This window comes from Deltaproteobacteria bacterium PRO3 (assembly GCA_030263375.1).
Taxonomy (GTDB): Bacteria; UBA10199; UBA10199; order DSSB01; family DSSB01; genus DSSB01.
The window spans coordinates 1-14,294 of sequence record SZOV01000039.1; the positions used below are offsets into that span (position 1 = coordinate 1).

The 14,294-nt window shown below is 60.9% G+C and carries 12 protein-coding genes; 11 read left to right on the forward strand and 1 reads right to left on the reverse strand.

Annotation, left to right across the window (positions count from 1 at the left end; all coding sequences use genetic code 11):
* Positions 1-236 precede the first annotated feature (236 nt).
* The 11 genes from rfbA to rfbD all read left to right on the forward strand — a co-directional run bounded on the left by rfbA (position 237) and on the right by rfbD (position 13,322).
* Positions 237-1,121 (forward strand): glucose-1-phosphate thymidylyltransferase RfbA, encoded by an 885-nt coding sequence (gene rfbA, locus FBR05_07750; GenBank protein ID MDL1872087.1) that lies wholly within the window; start codon positions 237-239, stop codon positions 1,119-1,121.
* Positions 1,111-1,650: a dTDP-4-dehydrorhamnose 3,5-epimerase gene (rfbC, locus tag FBR05_07755; protein MDL1872088.1), complete on the forward strand. Its 540-nt coding sequence runs from the start codon at positions 1,111-1,113 to the stop codon at positions 1,648-1,650. Before rfbA ends, rfbC begins: the two co-directional genes overlap by 11 nt.
* An 8-nt stretch (positions 1,651-1,658) precedes the next feature.
* Positions 1,659-2,588: a glycosyltransferase family 2 protein gene (locus FBR05_07760; GenBank protein MDL1872089.1), complete on the forward strand. Its 930-nt coding sequence runs from the start codon at positions 1,659-1,661 to the stop codon at positions 2,586-2,588.
* 97 nt (positions 2,589-2,685) lie between these two features.
* Positions 2,686-3,417, forward strand: a complete 732-nt coding sequence (locus FBR05_07765) for a GNAT family N-acetyltransferase (protein ID MDL1872090.1) — start codon at positions 2,686-2,688, stop codon at positions 3,415-3,417.
* Positions 3,393-4,628 (forward strand): hypothetical protein, encoded by a 1,236-nt coding sequence (locus FBR05_07770; GenBank protein MDL1872091.1) that lies wholly within the window; start codon positions 3,393-3,395, stop codon positions 4,626-4,628. Before FBR05_07765 ends, FBR05_07770 begins: the two co-directional genes overlap by 25 nt.
* 19 nt (positions 4,629-4,647) lie before the next feature.
* Positions 4,648-5,247 carry an acyltransferase gene (locus FBR05_07775; GenBank protein ID MDL1872092.1) on the forward strand — a complete coding sequence of 200 codons (600 nt, stop codon included), beginning with the start codon at positions 4,648-4,650 and terminating at the stop codon, positions 5,245-5,247.
* A 1-nt stretch (position 5,248) separates the two neighbouring features.
* A complete protein-coding gene (gene rffA / locus FBR05_07780; GenBank protein MDL1872093.1) occupies positions 5,249-6,388 on the forward strand; it encodes a dTDP-4-amino-4,6-dideoxygalactose transaminase in 1,140 nt (379 codons plus the stop codon).
* Between the two features lie 62 nt (positions 6,389-6,450).
* Entirely contained in the window at positions 6,451-7,905 is a 1,455-nt protein-coding gene (locus FBR05_07785) for a hypothetical protein (protein MDL1872094.1), read from the forward strand.
* Positions 7,906-9,853: 1,948 nt separating this feature from the next.
* A complete protein-coding gene (locus tag FBR05_07790) occupies positions 9,854-11,401 on the forward strand; it encodes a glycosyltransferase family 4 protein (GenBank protein ID MDL1872095.1) in 1,548 nt (515 codons plus the stop codon).
* Positions 11,402-11,443: 42 nt separating this feature from the next.
* The gene (locus FBR05_07795) at positions 11,444-12,484 is read left to right on the forward strand and encodes a glycosyltransferase (GenBank protein MDL1872096.1); all 1,041 of its coding nucleotides are present in this window, start codon (positions 11,444-11,446) and stop codon (positions 12,482-12,484) included.
* Positions 12,453-13,322 carry a dTDP-4-dehydrorhamnose reductase gene (gene rfbD / locus FBR05_07800; protein MDL1872097.1) on the forward strand — a complete coding sequence of 290 codons (870 nt, stop codon included), beginning with the start codon at positions 12,453-12,455 and terminating at the stop codon, positions 13,320-13,322. The genes FBR05_07795 and rfbD overlap by 32 nt, the downstream gene beginning before the upstream one ends.
* Positions 13,323-13,336: 14 nt before the next feature.
* On the opposite strand, the gene FBR05_07805 is transcribed toward rfbD, so the two are convergent.
* Entirely contained in the window at positions 13,337-14,272 is a 936-nt protein-coding gene (locus tag FBR05_07805; protein ID MDL1872098.1) for a glycosyltransferase family 2 protein, read from the reverse strand.
* Positions 14,273-14,294 lie beyond the last annotated feature (22 nt).

Sequence of the window (14,294 nt, forward strand, 5' to 3'; positions counted from 1 at the left end):
CCGCGGCCGGGCGGGTCTTATCGCGAGCTGAAGACCTTCGTCCCCGACCGGCCCGGCCACGACCGGCGCTACGCGATGGATTGCGTGAAGCTCGAGGTGGAGCTGGAATGGCTTCCCGAGGAGAGCTTCGAGAGCGGGCTGGACAAGACGGTGCAATGGTATTTATCCAACCGCGATTGGGTGCGCCGGGTGCAGAACGGCGAGTACCGCGAATGGATCAGGAGGCAATACCCGCTATGAAAGGGATCATCCTCGCCGGGGGCTCGGCCACCCGGCTCTATCCGTTGACCCGCGCGGTCAGCAAGCAGCTCTTGCCGGTGTACGACAAGCCGATGATCTATTACCCGCTGGCGGCGCTGATGCAGGCCGGGATCCGCGATATCCTGATCGTCTCGACGCCCCACGACCTGCCGCATTTTCAAAAGCTGTTCGGCGACGGCTCGCGGCTGGGCTTGAGCTTCCGCTACGCGGAGCAGCCCGAGCCGAAGGGAATCGCGCAGGCCTTTGTGATCGCGGAGGACTTCATCGGGAAAGAGCCGGTCTGCCTGGTGTTGGGGGACAATATCTTCCACGGGCACGGGTTGCCGGAGATCCTGAAGCGCGCCAGCCGGCTGGAACGGGGCGGTTTGGTCTTCGGCTACGCCGTGCAGGACCCCGAGCGCTACGGCGTGGTGGAATTCGACGCCGAAGGCAAGGTGCTGAGCATCGAGGAGAAGCCCCGGGTCCCCAAGTCGCGCTACGCGGTGCCGGGGATTTATTTCTACGACGCCGGCGTGGTCGAGATCGCGAAGGGGCTGAAACCCTCGGCGCGGGGCGAGCTGGAGATCACCGACGTCAACCTCGAGTACCTGCGGCGCGGCGCGCTGCGCGTGGAGCTGCTGGGTCGCGGCTTCGCCTGGCTGGACACGGGGACGGTCGACTCGCTGATGGCGGCCTCGAGCTTCATCCAGACGATCCAGGAACGGCAGGGCCTGCAGGTGAGCTGCGTCGAGGAGATCGCGTGGCGGGAGGGGTTTATCGATTCGGCGCGGTTGTTGGAATTGGCGAAGGGGTTGGAGAAGAATGGGTATGGGAGGTATTTGAGGCAGGTGGTGGAGGAGGAATCCCCCCATGTCCGTTAAGCTCTTGCCTACCGACCTTCCGGGGACTCTTTTGCTGGAGCCGCCGATCCACCGGGATGCCCGCGGCAGATTCGTCGAGGTGTTCCACGCCCTCAAATACAAGTCCGCCGGAATTTCCGACGCCTTTGTTCAGGATAATTTTTCCCATTCGGTGAAGGGTGTGTTTCGCGGCCTCCACTTTCAGAAAAACAAGCCGCAGGCGAAGCTGGTCACCGTATTGCGGGGCGAAATCTACGACATCGCGGTGGATATCCGTCGCGATTCTCCGAATTTTGGGAAATGGACGGGTGTACACCTCTCCGGGGAGAACCTGCGGCAATTCTACATCCCCGAGTATTTCGCCCACGGCTTTTGCGTCCTCAGCGAGGAGGCGGAGGTTTTATACAAGTGCAGCGATTTTTACGATCCGGAGGATGAGGGCGGGATTCTTTGGTCGGATCCGGATTTGGATATCCGATTGCCGCTGCAAGACATCGTCCTGTCGCCGAAGGATGCCGGGCTTCCCCGCTTGCGGGACCTGCTCGGCTAAGGAGCACCATGAAAGGCATTTCCGCGGTCGTTCCGGTTTACCAAAGCGAGTCTTCCTTGGAGGAGCTCTGCGGGGAGCTCGCCGGGACACTCTCCGGGATCGGAATGCCCTACGAAATCGTCCTCGTCGAGGACGGCGGCAAGGACGGGGCTTGGGACGTGATTCGCAGGCTCGCCGCTTCCGATCCGAAGGTCAGGGGCATCCGGCTCAGCCGCAATTACGGCCAACACAACGCCCTGCTCTGCGGTATTCGGGAGGCGCGACAAGAGATCATCCTGACCCTCGACGACGACCTTCAGCATCCTCCCTCGGAAATTCCCAAACTGCTCGCGAAGCTTCAAGAGGGCTACGACGTGGTCTACGGCATCCCTTCGGAGCGGGTCCATGGAAGGGGTCGATTGCTCGCCACTAAGGCCGCCAAATGGGCGCTCAAAAACCTTCTGCGGGTCGGCAGCGCCGACTATGCCGGCGCCTTCCGGCTGTTTCGGGCCTCCCTGCGGGAGGGGTTTGCGGAGTGCCGGGGGTCGTACGTCTCCGTCGACGTCCTGTTGGGGTGGTGCACGGACTCCTTCGCCTCCGTTGCCGTCCACCTCCGCGAGCGCAAGTTCGGCCGCTCGCATTACGGGTTGGGGAAGCTGGTCGCGCACACTTTCAATATGGTGACCGGTTACAGCGCCTTCCCCTTGCAGATTGCGAGTTGGATCGGCTTTTTCTTCACCCTTTTCGGAATCGGGGTACTGACTTTCGTGCTTGCCCGGTATTTATGGTCCGGGCGGTCCGTCCCCGGCTTCGCTTTCCTGGCTTCCATCATCGCCATCTTTTCCGGAGCCCAGCTTTTCACGCTGGGGATTTTCGGAGAGTACCTGGCGCGCATGTATTACCGGATGTTGGGCCGTCCAACCTATGTCGTGAAGACCAGAACCGGGCAGGGCGATTGACTGGAGAAGCGGGACCTTCGCCCGCCGAGACGATAATCCTTGCCATTCCCGGATTGGGAGAATAGTTGGGGCCTCGCGGGTCGGGAGCCATCCTGATATGGAAACGCCTTGCGAATATTTGGAGTGGGACTCGCGATTCTTCGGCAAGAGGATCGCGAGGGTGCGCGGCGATCGACTGGAGGAGGCTTCGGTCGAGTCGGTCTTGCGTTGGTGCCGAGAAAACCGGATCGAAGGGCTCTACTTCCTCGCCGTGCCCGACGATCGCCGGACCCTGGAGTTGGCCGAAGCCCACGGCTTTCACCTTACGGACATCCGCGTCTCCCTGGAAAAACACCTCCACGGCCCCGAGGTCGGCCCCGCTCCGGATCTTTCCGGCCGGATCCGCCCGGTTTCCGATCCGGACCGACCGGCCCTCCTGGCCCTCGCCCAGGAAGCCTTCCGCCTGGGGAGATTTCACTATGATTCGCGCATCTCAAAGGAATCCGCCGACGCCCTCTATCGGGCCTGGCTCGAGCGTTGTCTCGAGGAAGCGCCCCAAGGGGTGTGGGTGGCGGAGGTCGGAGGGAAGCCCGCGGGCTTCGTCGCTTCGCGACGCGAGGAGGGCGATTGGGGGAGGATCGAGCTGCTCGCCCTCGAGCTCCGGCATCGCGGCCGGGGCCTTGGAGGCGCGCTCCTGACAACGGCATGTCGGGAACTCCAGCGGGAAAACCGGGCCGCCAAGGTTCGGACCGTCACTCAAGCGCGGAACGTAGCCGCGCTTCGCGCCTTTCACAAAAATGCCTTCATCGTCGAGGGGGTTCGGCTGTGGTACCACCGATGGTTTCCTTGAATAGTCGGTCTTCCGAAAAATGGGCGCTTGCGACGGTCCTCTCCGCCGCCTTCGCGCTCTTTACGCCGATGATGCTCCATACAATGGTAGGAGAGACGGATTTTCCCTTTCACCTGGAGTTCGCCAGGAAGATGTGGAGCTTGGGAGAGCCGGCGACCCCTCATTTTCTCTACCAGGCCCTCGTCATCGCCGTGGCGTTGGCCTTGCACGGTTTCGACGCCTCACGGGCCGCGCTCCCCGGAGGCTTCGAGAATGCCGGCTTTGTCATTGGAGTCTGCGCTTATCTATTGCTGGCTTTCATCCTCTACCGGACCTTCCTCACCCATCTCCGTCCAGGGGAGGGGTGGAAAAATGCATGGGTCGCGGCCTGCCTGGCCTTGGCCCTGATGCTGGTTGCTCCCGTCAATTTGCTTTCGATCCCGAGTCGAAAACTCTACCTGGGCTACATTGGGATGAACATCTTCCACAGCTCCACGATGCGGCTGGTCGTGCCGCTTTCCGTTTGGCTGTTCTTCGAGGTCCTGCGCTCCCTGCGGGGAGAGGATGGCGCTTCGGGGGCTTGGCGGCGCACGGCGGTTTTGGCGCTGGCGACGGCTCTCAACGTCCTGGCCAAGCCGAATTTCGCCATCTGTCTGCTTCCCGCGCTGGGCTTGGCCATGGCCTGGAGGCTCGGCGCCAAGAAACGGATTGACGCGCTTCCGCTTTTGCTGGGCGTCTTCGGCATGGCGGTCGCGATCTTGCTATGGCAGTACCAATTTGCCTTCGAGCGCCAGGCTCTGGGGACGCCGATGAAGATCGTTTGGGCGCCGTTTCAGGTCCACGGCTTGTATTCTTCTTGGCTCTTGCCGAAATTTCTCCTCTCGATCGCTTTTCCTTTATACGTATCGCTCGCCTACGCTCGCTGCGCGAGGGAGGACTTTCGGCTTTCCTTCGCCTGGCTCATCTTCGCCTTCGGCGCCTTCTACGAATATTTTCTCGCTCAAGCGGAGCCTTCCAGCCCCAACTTCGGTTTCGGCGATTTCTTCTGGAGCGGCCAGATTTCACTGTATTTATTGTTCATCGCCTCGGTCCTGTTTCTCATCAACCTCCCGCCTTCGGAACGGGGTCGGCGCTGGTGGCCTGGTTGGGGGGTCTTCGGTCTTCACTTGTGCAGCGGTCTGGTTTGGTATTACGTCCAGCTGACCAGCCGGCCGGTATCCCTCTGGTGGTGAAAGAAATGAGGCGTCTCGCATGAGCCAACGGCTTTCGAAATACTTGTTGAAATCGCGGATCCGGATGCTCGTTTTCAATCAGGTCTACGTCTATTTCATCCATTTGCTGCACGTGGCTCTGGACCTGCTTCCCGGGTTCTTGCGGAACGCCGCATTCAAGGCCCTGTTGGCGAAGTGTGGACGCATGAATTTTTTCGATTACGGCGTCTATTTCAAGTTTCCCCGCCTGGTCGAATTGGGAAGCCAGGTCAGCATCAATCGGGGAGCGGAATTCTACCCGAGCTACATCGGGAATTTTCGGATCTTCGTCGGCTCGGACGTGGTGATCGGATCCCACTCCGCGTTCTATACGGCCGGCCCCGACCCCGACCACCTCTCCAACTACCGGGGCGGCGACATCCGCGTCGGCGACCATGTCTGGATCGGCGGCCACGCGGTGATCCTGCCGGGGGTCACCGTTGGACAGGGCAGCATCGTTGGCGCGGGCAGCGTGGTGACCCGGGACATACCGCCTTACGCCATCGTGGCCGGTTCTCCGGCGGAGGTGTTGCGGTTTCGAGAGGTGCGTTACGAGAGCAGCGGCGCGGACCTGCCGGTGGCATGCACCGAGAGGGCGTGAGATGAGAGACTATTCCATACCGTTCAACCGCAGCTATCTCGCCGGGGACGAGTTCCGCTACATGCGGGAGGCGGTCGAGCGCGGCCGGACCTCGGGAGACGGCGAGTTCACCCGTCGCTGCAACGAAATGTTGGAGCGGGAAATCGTAGGCGGTAAGGCCCTGCTCACGACCTCCTGTACCCATGCCCTCGAGATGGCCGCGATGCTGCTCGATCTCAAGCCGGGGGACGAGGTCCTGGTGCCTTCTTTCACCTTCGTATCCACCGTGAACGCCTTCGTCCTGCGCGGCGCCAAGCCGGTCTTCGTCGACATCCGTCCCGACACCTTGAATCTCGACGAGGGCTTGCTCGAGGCCGCGGTCGGCCCGGCCGCCAAGGCGATTTTTGCGGTGAACTACGCCGGCGTGGGCTGCGAATACGATCGGCTGCGGGAAACTGCGGACCGGCGGAGCCTCAAGATCGTCGAGGACAACGCCCACGGCCTCTTCGGCAAATACCGCGGCAAGCCCCTCGGCGGCTTCGGCGACATCGCCGCCCTGAGCTTCCACGAGACCAAGAATTTCAGCTGCGGAGAGGGCGGCGCGATCCTGCTGAACGATCCCGTCCACGTCGAGCGGGCCGAGATTCTGCGGGAAAAAGGAACGGATCGCAGCCGATTCTTCCGCGGCCAGGTGGACAAGTACAGCTGGGTGGATATCGGTTCGAGTTACTTGCCTTCGGAGATCTTGGCCGCTTTTCTGTGCGCCCAGCTCGAACGCCGCGAAGAAATCCAGGATAAGCGCCGTTCGATCTCCGAATTCTACCGTAAGAGCCTGGGCGAATGGGCCGGGGCGCACGGCGTCGGCCTGCCCCAGGTCCCCGGGCACTGCGAGTCCTCCCACCACATGTTCTATTTGCTGTTTCCCGAGGCGGCGCAGCGCGACGGGCTCATGCGTCATTTGCAAGCGCGGGGAATCATGGCGTTGTTTCATTATGTACCGTTGCATCTCTCCAAGATGGGACGCCGGTTCGGTGGTCGGGAAGGGCAATGCCCCGTGACGGAACGAACGGCGGCGCGGCTGTTGCGTTTGCCGTTTTTCACCGGCCTCTCCGAAGCGGAGCTCTCGCGGGTCGTCGATGCCGTCCTCGAGTTCAAGCCGTGAACCAATCTCTTTCAGAGAACGGAGACTCTCGCAGCCAACGACTGCTTTGGACCGCGGCTTTTTTGTCCTTGCCCGCCCTGATGACCCTGGTCTTGCTCCAGCTTTATTTCGGGAAAACGCCGGCCGCGTATGCCCCTTACTACAGCGACGAGCTCTATTACTGGCATGAGGCCCTGGATTTTTCGGCGGTCGGGTTTCAGGGAGGTTATTACACCTTCGAGGAAAAACCGGCCAAGGCCTCCTTTTCACGCTTCGACGCCCACGGCCCGGTGTTTCCGATGTTCTACGGCGCCTTGGGGCGGGTCTTTGGATGGGGTCCCGCGACGGGACTGTATGGGAACCTGTTTTTTTTCACCGCCGCTTTGGCGGGATTCCTGGCCTTGGTCCGTCCCGACTCGGCGACCCTGCGACGCGCGACCTTGGTCGCTGCCCTGGCTTGGCCCCTGCATCTTTATATGCCTTCGATGATGCAGGAGAGTCTCCACTTGGGAGGGGCGGTGTTGCTGGCGGGCGTCTTTTATCTTCTGCTGGAAAGACGCGATTCCTGCGGCCCCGGATTTTTTATAGGTTCTTGCCTGCTGCTGCTCTTCCTTTCGGTGTTGCGGACCACCTGGGCCTTCCTGTGGGCGCCCTTCTTTTTGGCTTCGCTGCGGCGCCCCACGGCGGCGCGGCTCGCCTGGGTTGGGGCTCTTTCCCTGCCCTGGATGTTCGCCTTCTTCTGGCTCGTCCTGTATTGGGGGGCGCCCTTTCCTTACGGAATCTTTCCCGAACTGCGGGAGCTGTCCCAAAGCAACCCTGGCGCCCTGTGGGGGCACTTTTGGGGCCATGCCTACGACAACCTGGTTCTCTTGATAAAGGTCGACGGGAAGTACCTCCTTCCGGATGTGCAGCAATACCTCCTGTTGGCGGTCCTGGCTGTAACGGCCTATTCGGTTTGGAAGCGTGAGGAGGGGCGAAGATCCGGGCTTTTCATCGTTTATGTCCTGGGGTCGCTGCTGGGCTTCGTGATCTTTTTTTACGAGCTGTTCAACTGGGGCGATTACCGCGTCTTCGCGCCGGTTCTCCTGCTTTGCGTCTTCCTGAGCCTCGCCTCTAAACGTCGATTATGGATTGCGAGCCTTTTTGTGGGCGCGGGATTGGCGACCTCGCCGGCCTTTTCCAAGGCTTACCTAGAGACCGTTTCGAAAAGCTTTCAATACCCGTCGGAGTCGCGGCGCGCCTTTCGAGAGGCGGTCGCGGAAGGGATGCGATACCGGGCCGGGGCGGACCCTTGGTGCAACACGGTGCTGTCCTATCTCACGCCGTGGCCCTTTCCGCCCGAGTTGGCCGAGGTGCCCGCCGGCATCGGCATATCCGCCGTGTTGAAACTCGAAAGGCTCGCCCTTCCGCCCAAGTCGAAATACCTGCTTCTGGATGAAAAGGGATATTCCGATTTAAAGGGCAAGGTGAGCCTGAGCTTTCTGAACAAGACCGAGGTCGGAGACCTCTATTGGAACTTGGATTCCGGATGCGAATAGCGTTTCGAGTCTTCTGCGTCTTGCTTGCGGCCCTGCCGATTTGGCGGCTTTGCGCCTTTCTCGCGTCGCAAGGTGAGAACACGGCCTCCAACGACGACCTGATGATTGCTCCCCTGATCGGCGAGATCCTGGCCGGCCGCTATGCCTGGGGGAATTTTTTTCGCGACACTTTTTTGAACGGCCACGCGATGGTCTTTCCCACCCTGGTTCAGGCCTTTCTTGCCGAATTTTTCGCCTGGAACCAGCTGATCGTCCTGGGAGCGGGGATCGGCATCGGGGCTTTGACGGTGTTCCTCCTGTTCGACGCGATGACGGCGTCCAGCCGCGGGCCCGCTCGGTGGTGCCTGCTGCCGTGGATTTCGGCGCTGTTCTTTTTTCCCAGCCAGGTGAGCAGCTTCGAATTCGGATTCGCCGCCATGACCCTCGGCCTGGGTTGTCTGGGATTCGCCTTGAGTTTGTGGAGCGTCCTGAGGGTCCGAACGGACGGCCTCGCCGCTTTTGGCATGGTGCTGGGCGGCCTCCTCGCCAGCTGGTCTTACGGGGGCGGCGTGTTCGTGTGGCCGGCGGCGCTGTGGGCAGCCCAGGGCAGATGGGGTTGGCGGAAGCGCTATTTCCTCGCATGGGCGACCGGGGCCTGGTTGGCGAGCCTTCCCTACCTCTACTACGGAGTTTTGCATCCTTTTCAGGATCTGTATTTCCTGGTCGAGCAGCGGGCGGAGGGGGGAATGCGCGTCGCTTGGCCGGGATGGAGGTTTTTCCTCGAGGGGCTGGGGCTTCCCTGGGCGCCGGTGTCCTCGCCGCAGCCGGCGAGGGGGCGGGGTTTCTTCGGGTTGCTTCTCGTCGGCGCGACGACGGCGGCCTTACTGCGCGGCGCCGCGCGGGGGGAGGCCACGAGGGGCGCTCTGGCCGTGCTGCTGTTCGGCGCCTTGAACTTGGGCGCCATCGCCTTGTTTCGGGGGAATTTGGCGCATTGGTATTCGAAACCGACTATGTTGGTATGGATCGGCCTTTCTGGGGCGGCTTGGCTGTTGTGTCGGGGGGTTCGTGGGGGAGAGGTGTGGAAAGGGTTCCTGCTCCGTGCGGATTTCTTTCAAAAGCCGCTTCTCGGCGCGGTGTGTTTTGCGGCCATGGTTTATTGGGGGATTTCGTCGGGCGCCGGCTTCGCCGAATATTCCTATTTCATTCGCGGGCGCAGCCCAGTTTCGGCCTCCTGCCTTAGAAACGAGGCGGACGCGCCGACGTATTGCCTGCAGGAGGTTTTTTATTGGCCGCCGGGCCGCTTCGAGATCTTGGGCAAGCTCGCGCGGCCGCTGCGGGAGCACCGGCTGTCCGTGTTCGGACCTCGCCGGACGGTCTTGCTCCAGGGAGATTTTATCTTGGACTCTGTGCTCGTGCGTCGCGGTTCGGGGATGCCCCCCGTCCATTGGCTGGACGAAAGTTTGCGACGGACCGAGTTTCGCGATCCGCGGCGGCTGACGCTCTTCCTCCACTCCGGAAATACGGTCGATTGGAAGATGTCCTTGCCCGCCGCTCCGCGTTCCGCGACCTTTTTCGCGGAGGTCGCCCTCAGCCCCGCGGCGCCCAGCTACGAGAATTCCGACGGGATGACCTTTCGGGTGGAGGCGGTTGGGGAAAACGGGGCGAACCGTTTGCTGTGGGAGCGGCGTTTCGGGGCGGGTGAGAGCGGGTGGGTTCCGATTAGGGTCCCGCTCGAGGCCTATGCGGGCCGCGATCTCACCCTGCGACTGAGCGGCCTCCCCGAAGGGAACCCGATCCACGATTGGGGCCTGTGGCGGGCTCCGCGCCTCGAGATCGAGGGGGGGGCGGGTAAGCGAGACGATGCCGCCGGTGAGGACCGTCCTCCGCGTCCTTCCAACACCAGCCTCTCGGAGGCCTGGCCGCCATTCCGGGAAGAGGATGCGATTTTGCCGCTCGACGAGAAGGGAGAATGGCGCGAGGCCGACGAGGCACCGGGCCTTTGCCTGGGAGAGTTCTCGCACTTGACCTTCGAGGCCGAGGCGCCGAGCGTTTCGCGTTCGAAGGCGATACGGATAACCCTGGATACCTCCAATCCGGGGGGCGGGGCGGACTTGACCGTTCCCCTGCTTGCCGGCGACGGGAAGCATCGCTACGCCTATCCGTTAAGGCTCTTGGAGGGCGGCGAGGAATATTTCCTCAAGAGGGTAAAATTAAGCTATATGCAAAGTGCGAATCCCCCCCGCTCCTCGCGGCCGCCGGTGCGGGAGATTCGTTGGGTCCGCGCCACAGAAAAGGTCATCTGTCGATGAAAATCCTCTTTGTCTCCCATAGCTCCCCGTTTTTGGAGGGAGGGGTCGAGACGCGTTCCCGGGAAACGGCCTTGCGCCTCGCGGCGGAAGGTCATGAAGTAAAATATTTGTGCGGGAAGATGCGTCCCGAGGAGCTCCCATTCGAGCGCAAAGGGGGAATCGAGATCCTGCGCAAGAAGGTGGTTCCCGATTTTTTGCTGAAGCGTTTCCCTTTTCCTAGTTATTTCACCCTGGCGATGGCGAACGTCCTGATGATGTTCCACCTCCTCCATCTACTTCGCGAAGAACGCTTCGACGCGCTCCGAGAGGACTTCGCGCCGGTTCCCGTCTCCGGCCTGCTGGCCTTTTTCCCCTTGCCGGTCGGGAGGCGAGTCGCGGTGGTCCATAATCTGCCGGGAAACTGGAGCGCTTGGGTCCGGTTTTACGGCGCGATATTCGGCGGCTACGGTCGCGTGATGGAATTTTTTCTGCGGCGGGGCTGGTTTCAGTTCGATCGCTACGTGGTGCCCAGCCGCTGGTATTGGAAATCCCTGGAGCGCGCTTCCAAAATTTTTCGGAAGGCGCACTTCATTCCCAACGGCATCGACGAAAGCCTCTTCGTCCGGCACGAGCATGAATCGAGGGCCGCCGTTTCGATGCGGCGCCTGGTGTGCGTCGGAAGGGCGGTGGAGGTCAAGGGACACAGGGATCTGCTCGAGGCGATGGGCCGCTTGAAGCCAGAATTTCCGGAGATGCGTTTGACTTTGGTCGCCCAAGGTTCGTTGTTAAGCTCCCTGATGCGGGAGGCCGAGGCTTTGGGAATTCGGGAAAACATCGAGTTCGTTCCATGCCTGGCGCACGATGAGATGCCGGCCTTGTTTCGCCGTTCCGGCCTTTTGGTGATGCCCTCGAGGTTCGAGGGTTTCAGCCTGGTCCTGTTGGAGGCTATGGCTTGCGGGCTTCCGACCCTATTGTCGGATATTCCGGGTTTTCGCGACATCGCCGACGGGAATACCTCGGTCTTTTTCAAGGAGGGGAACGGACTCGATTTGGCCGCCAAGCTCCGATGGGCCTTTGAAAACCCGGAGGAAATGAGGGAGAAGGCAAGGCGCGGCCCCGCCGCCGTGGCCAAGTATCGCTGGGAAACGATTTGCTCGAAAGAGGTTTCGGTGCTGCTGGGGCTTGACGAAGAGATCTCGTCGGGTGAATTTAGCTTCCATCCGTCCTAAAGAGGGGATTCGACTGCATTCCGGCCCCCACGAAAGAAGGCCATGATTTCCTGCTCCACATCAAATTCGATCCGTGCCGCGGTGCTCGTGCCCTTGTTCAACGCCGAGAATCGCATCGCGGGTCTCCTGGAAAGCTTGCTCGCCCAGACCCGGTTGCCCGACGAGATCATACTTGTGGATGACGGATCCTCCGACAGCTCCGGTGTCGTGGTGGCGGGCTTTGCGAAACGGTATCCTATCATCAAGTACGATTACCGGGCCAACGGCGGTGCGGCCTCCGCCCGTAATGCCGCATGGCGGATGACGACCGCGGATATTTGCGTCTTCACCGATGACGACTGCCTTCCCGAGCGAAACTGGCTCGAGGAGATGCTGAAGCCCTTCGCCGATCCGGGGATCGGAGGCGTGGGAGGTATCTACAAGACTTTGCGGCCCGATATTCGGTTGGCGAAATTCATCGGATTGGAACTCGAATACAAATACGGTTTGATCGAGGAACGCGTCGATTGCCATCCGACGGCCAGCTTGGCGGTGAGGCGACGCCTCTTGGAGGCCTTGGGGGGATTCAACGAAAAATTCGGCAACCCCTGCGCGGACGATTGGGATCTCACCTATAAATTGTCCGCTCGCAGCCGCCTGGTCCTGCAAAAAACGGCGGTCACGGGGCACCTTCACCCCGAGCGACTTTGGCCCTATTTAAAGTCTCAATACCGCCGGGCGCTCAATCGCATCCGCCTGTACCGGGAACATCCCGAGAAGAAGAGGGGCGATGCCTATACCGACCCTCGGATTCCACGGCGTATATTGTCCTCGGCGGCTTTCCTGGGGGGCTTCATATTCTATCCCCTTGTCGCGGCCCGCGTCTTGCTGCTCGCGGGACAGTTGTTCTTGTTTCTCGGAGGATTGGATTTTCGGTTCACCCTATTTCTTATAAAACGGGATCCCGCGACGGCGTGTTACGGAGTCTTCGTGCAATCTGCGAGGAACTTTGCTTGGTTGCTGGGGATTGCGACGGAATGGTTGCGCGGTCTCGGGAATCGAGGGGGCAAACGTGAAAGACGTGCTGTTGGTAACGGGTTGTGAGGGCCTGATGGGGTCCGAAATTCTTTCTGCGGCGCGAGATGCGGATGGGCCCGGTTTCGAGGTGCGGGGGACGAGCCATCGGGATCTGGACATTTCAGACCGTCACGCCGTGCAGGCTTGTTTTCGCGAGTCGCGGCCCGCATACGTCGTGAACTGCGCGGCTTATCGCGACATCGACAAGGCCGAGCTGGATCGCGATGCCGCCCGACGCGTCAATGCGGAAGGCGCCCGAAATTTGGCGGAGGCTTGCGCAGCGCACGGAACGAAATTGGTGCATCTTAGCTCGCACGGGGTCTTCGACGGTGCAAAATCCTCCCCCTACCTCGAATCCGATTCGCCCAACCCGTTGAACCACTATGCCGCCACCAAACTCCAGGGCGAGGAGTACGTTCAGCGTGCGCTTCCTCCCGAGCAATCCCTGGTTTTGCGCATCTCCTGGCCTTATGGGCCTCGCAACAACAATTTCATCAAGGCTATTCTGGAGCTTGCGAAGAAGAACGGCTCGGTGCGCGTGGTTCACGATCAGATCGGCGTGCCGAATCCGGCCCGGCTCCTGGCGAAAAGTATTCTGCCCTTGGCGCGGGAGGCGAGCGGGCTTTTACATCTCTCCTGCCGAGGTCATTGCTCGAGGTACGAATTCATCTCGCGCCTCTTCACGCTTCTGGGCCTGGGCTATCCGGTATTTCCCGCCTCCGTCTCGGAGTTTCCGGGCGCCGCCGTCCGGCCGAAAAACATGGCGATCGCCACCGAGATTGCCTCTTGGGACAGGTTGGCGTCGTTGCCCCCTTGGGAGGAGGCTTTGGAGAGATATATTCGCGAATCCCCGGAGATGATTTGAAGCGGACATCCGAATTATTTTGGCGTCTCCTGGATATCCAGCACGATGGCCTGCAACAGCAGCTGAAATCCCAGAATGAGCGGCAAGAGCGACAGCATGATGGTGCCCGTCGGGGTGGGTAAGCCGGTAGCGCGGGTGTGCAGCCAAAGATAAGCGCCGAAGCCGAACCCCCAGGCGAACAGGAGAGACCCCAGGATCAGGAACATCGCGATGGGAGAGAAATCCCGCAAAATGTATTTTTGATAGATGCGATAGGCGAATCTCCGCATCAACAATAGGGGGAAGCTCACTCCTATCTTGAAGGGATTGAGGTCCGACTTTTCGTCTCCGTAGCGCGCCGGGACGGCGACGTCCTTCACCCGGCAGTTCAGCAGGTTCAAGTGGATCAACATGTCGTTTTCGAAAAAATAACCGAGGTGGAAGGATTTGAATTCGAGTCTTTTCAATACGGAAGACTTGACCGCGGTAAAGCCGTTCTGAGGGTCGAAGACGTTCCAATAGCCCGAGGCCAGCTTGTTCAGGAAGGTGAGGACGATGTTTCCGAAGAGGCGGAGCCTGGGCATCTTTTGGAGGGATTCGCCCGCCAGAAACCGGTTGCCCTTGGCGTAGTCCATTCCTTCCTCGAGGAGCGCCTTCAATAAAGCCGGAAGATATTCTGGGGGCATTTGGTCGTCCCCGTCCATTTTTACCACGATGTCCGCGCCCAATTCGAGGGCCTTCCGATATCCGGCCAGCATCGAGCCTCCCACCCCGAGGTTTTTGGAATTGCGGATCAAGTCGAGTCGGCGGTCTCCGCTTTTCAAGGCGGCCTCCGAGGTGCCGTCGAGGCTTGCGTCGTCGACGACCACGATGTGGTCCACCCATTCCGGAAGGTTTCGCAGCACCGAGCTGATATGCGAGGCCTCGTTATGGGCCGGGACGACGACGGCGATGCGATGGTTTTGGTACATGAGATCTCCCCGACAATATTTC

Excerpts from the sequence above, each read along its gene's own strand:
- rfbA (MDL1872087.1), top strand. The coding sequence starts at position 237 with ATGAAAGGGATCATCCTCGCCGGGGGCTCGGCCACCCGGCTCTATCCG.
- rfbC (MDL1872088.1), top strand. The coding sequence starts at position 1,111 with ATGTCCGTTAAGCTCTTGCCTACCGACCTTCCGGGGACTCTTTTGCTG.
- FBR05_07760 (MDL1872089.1), top strand. The coding sequence starts at position 1,659 with ATGAAAGGCATTTCCGCGGTCGTTCCGGTTTACCAAAGCGAGTCTTCC.
- FBR05_07765 (MDL1872090.1), top strand. The coding sequence starts at position 2,686 with ATGGAAACGCCTTGCGAATATTTGGAGTGGGACTCGCGATTCTTCGGC.
- FBR05_07775 (MDL1872092.1), top strand. The coding sequence starts at position 4,648 with ATGAGCCAACGGCTTTCGAAATACTTGTTGAAATCGCGGATCCGGATG.
- rffA (MDL1872093.1), top strand. The coding sequence starts at position 5,249 with ATGAGAGACTATTCCATACCGTTCAACCGCAGCTATCTCGCCGGGGAC.
- FBR05_07790 (MDL1872095.1), top strand. The coding sequence starts at position 9,854 with ATGGCGCGAGGCCGACGAGGCACCGGGCCTTTGCCTGGGAGAGTTCTC.
- FBR05_07795 (MDL1872096.1), top strand. The coding sequence starts at position 11,444 with ATGATTTCCTGCTCCACATCAAATTCGATCCGTGCCGCGGTGCTCGTG.
- FBR05_07805 (MDL1872098.1), bottom strand. The coding sequence starts at position 14,272 with ATGTACCAAAACCATCGCATCGCCGTCGTCGTCCCGGCCCATAACGAG.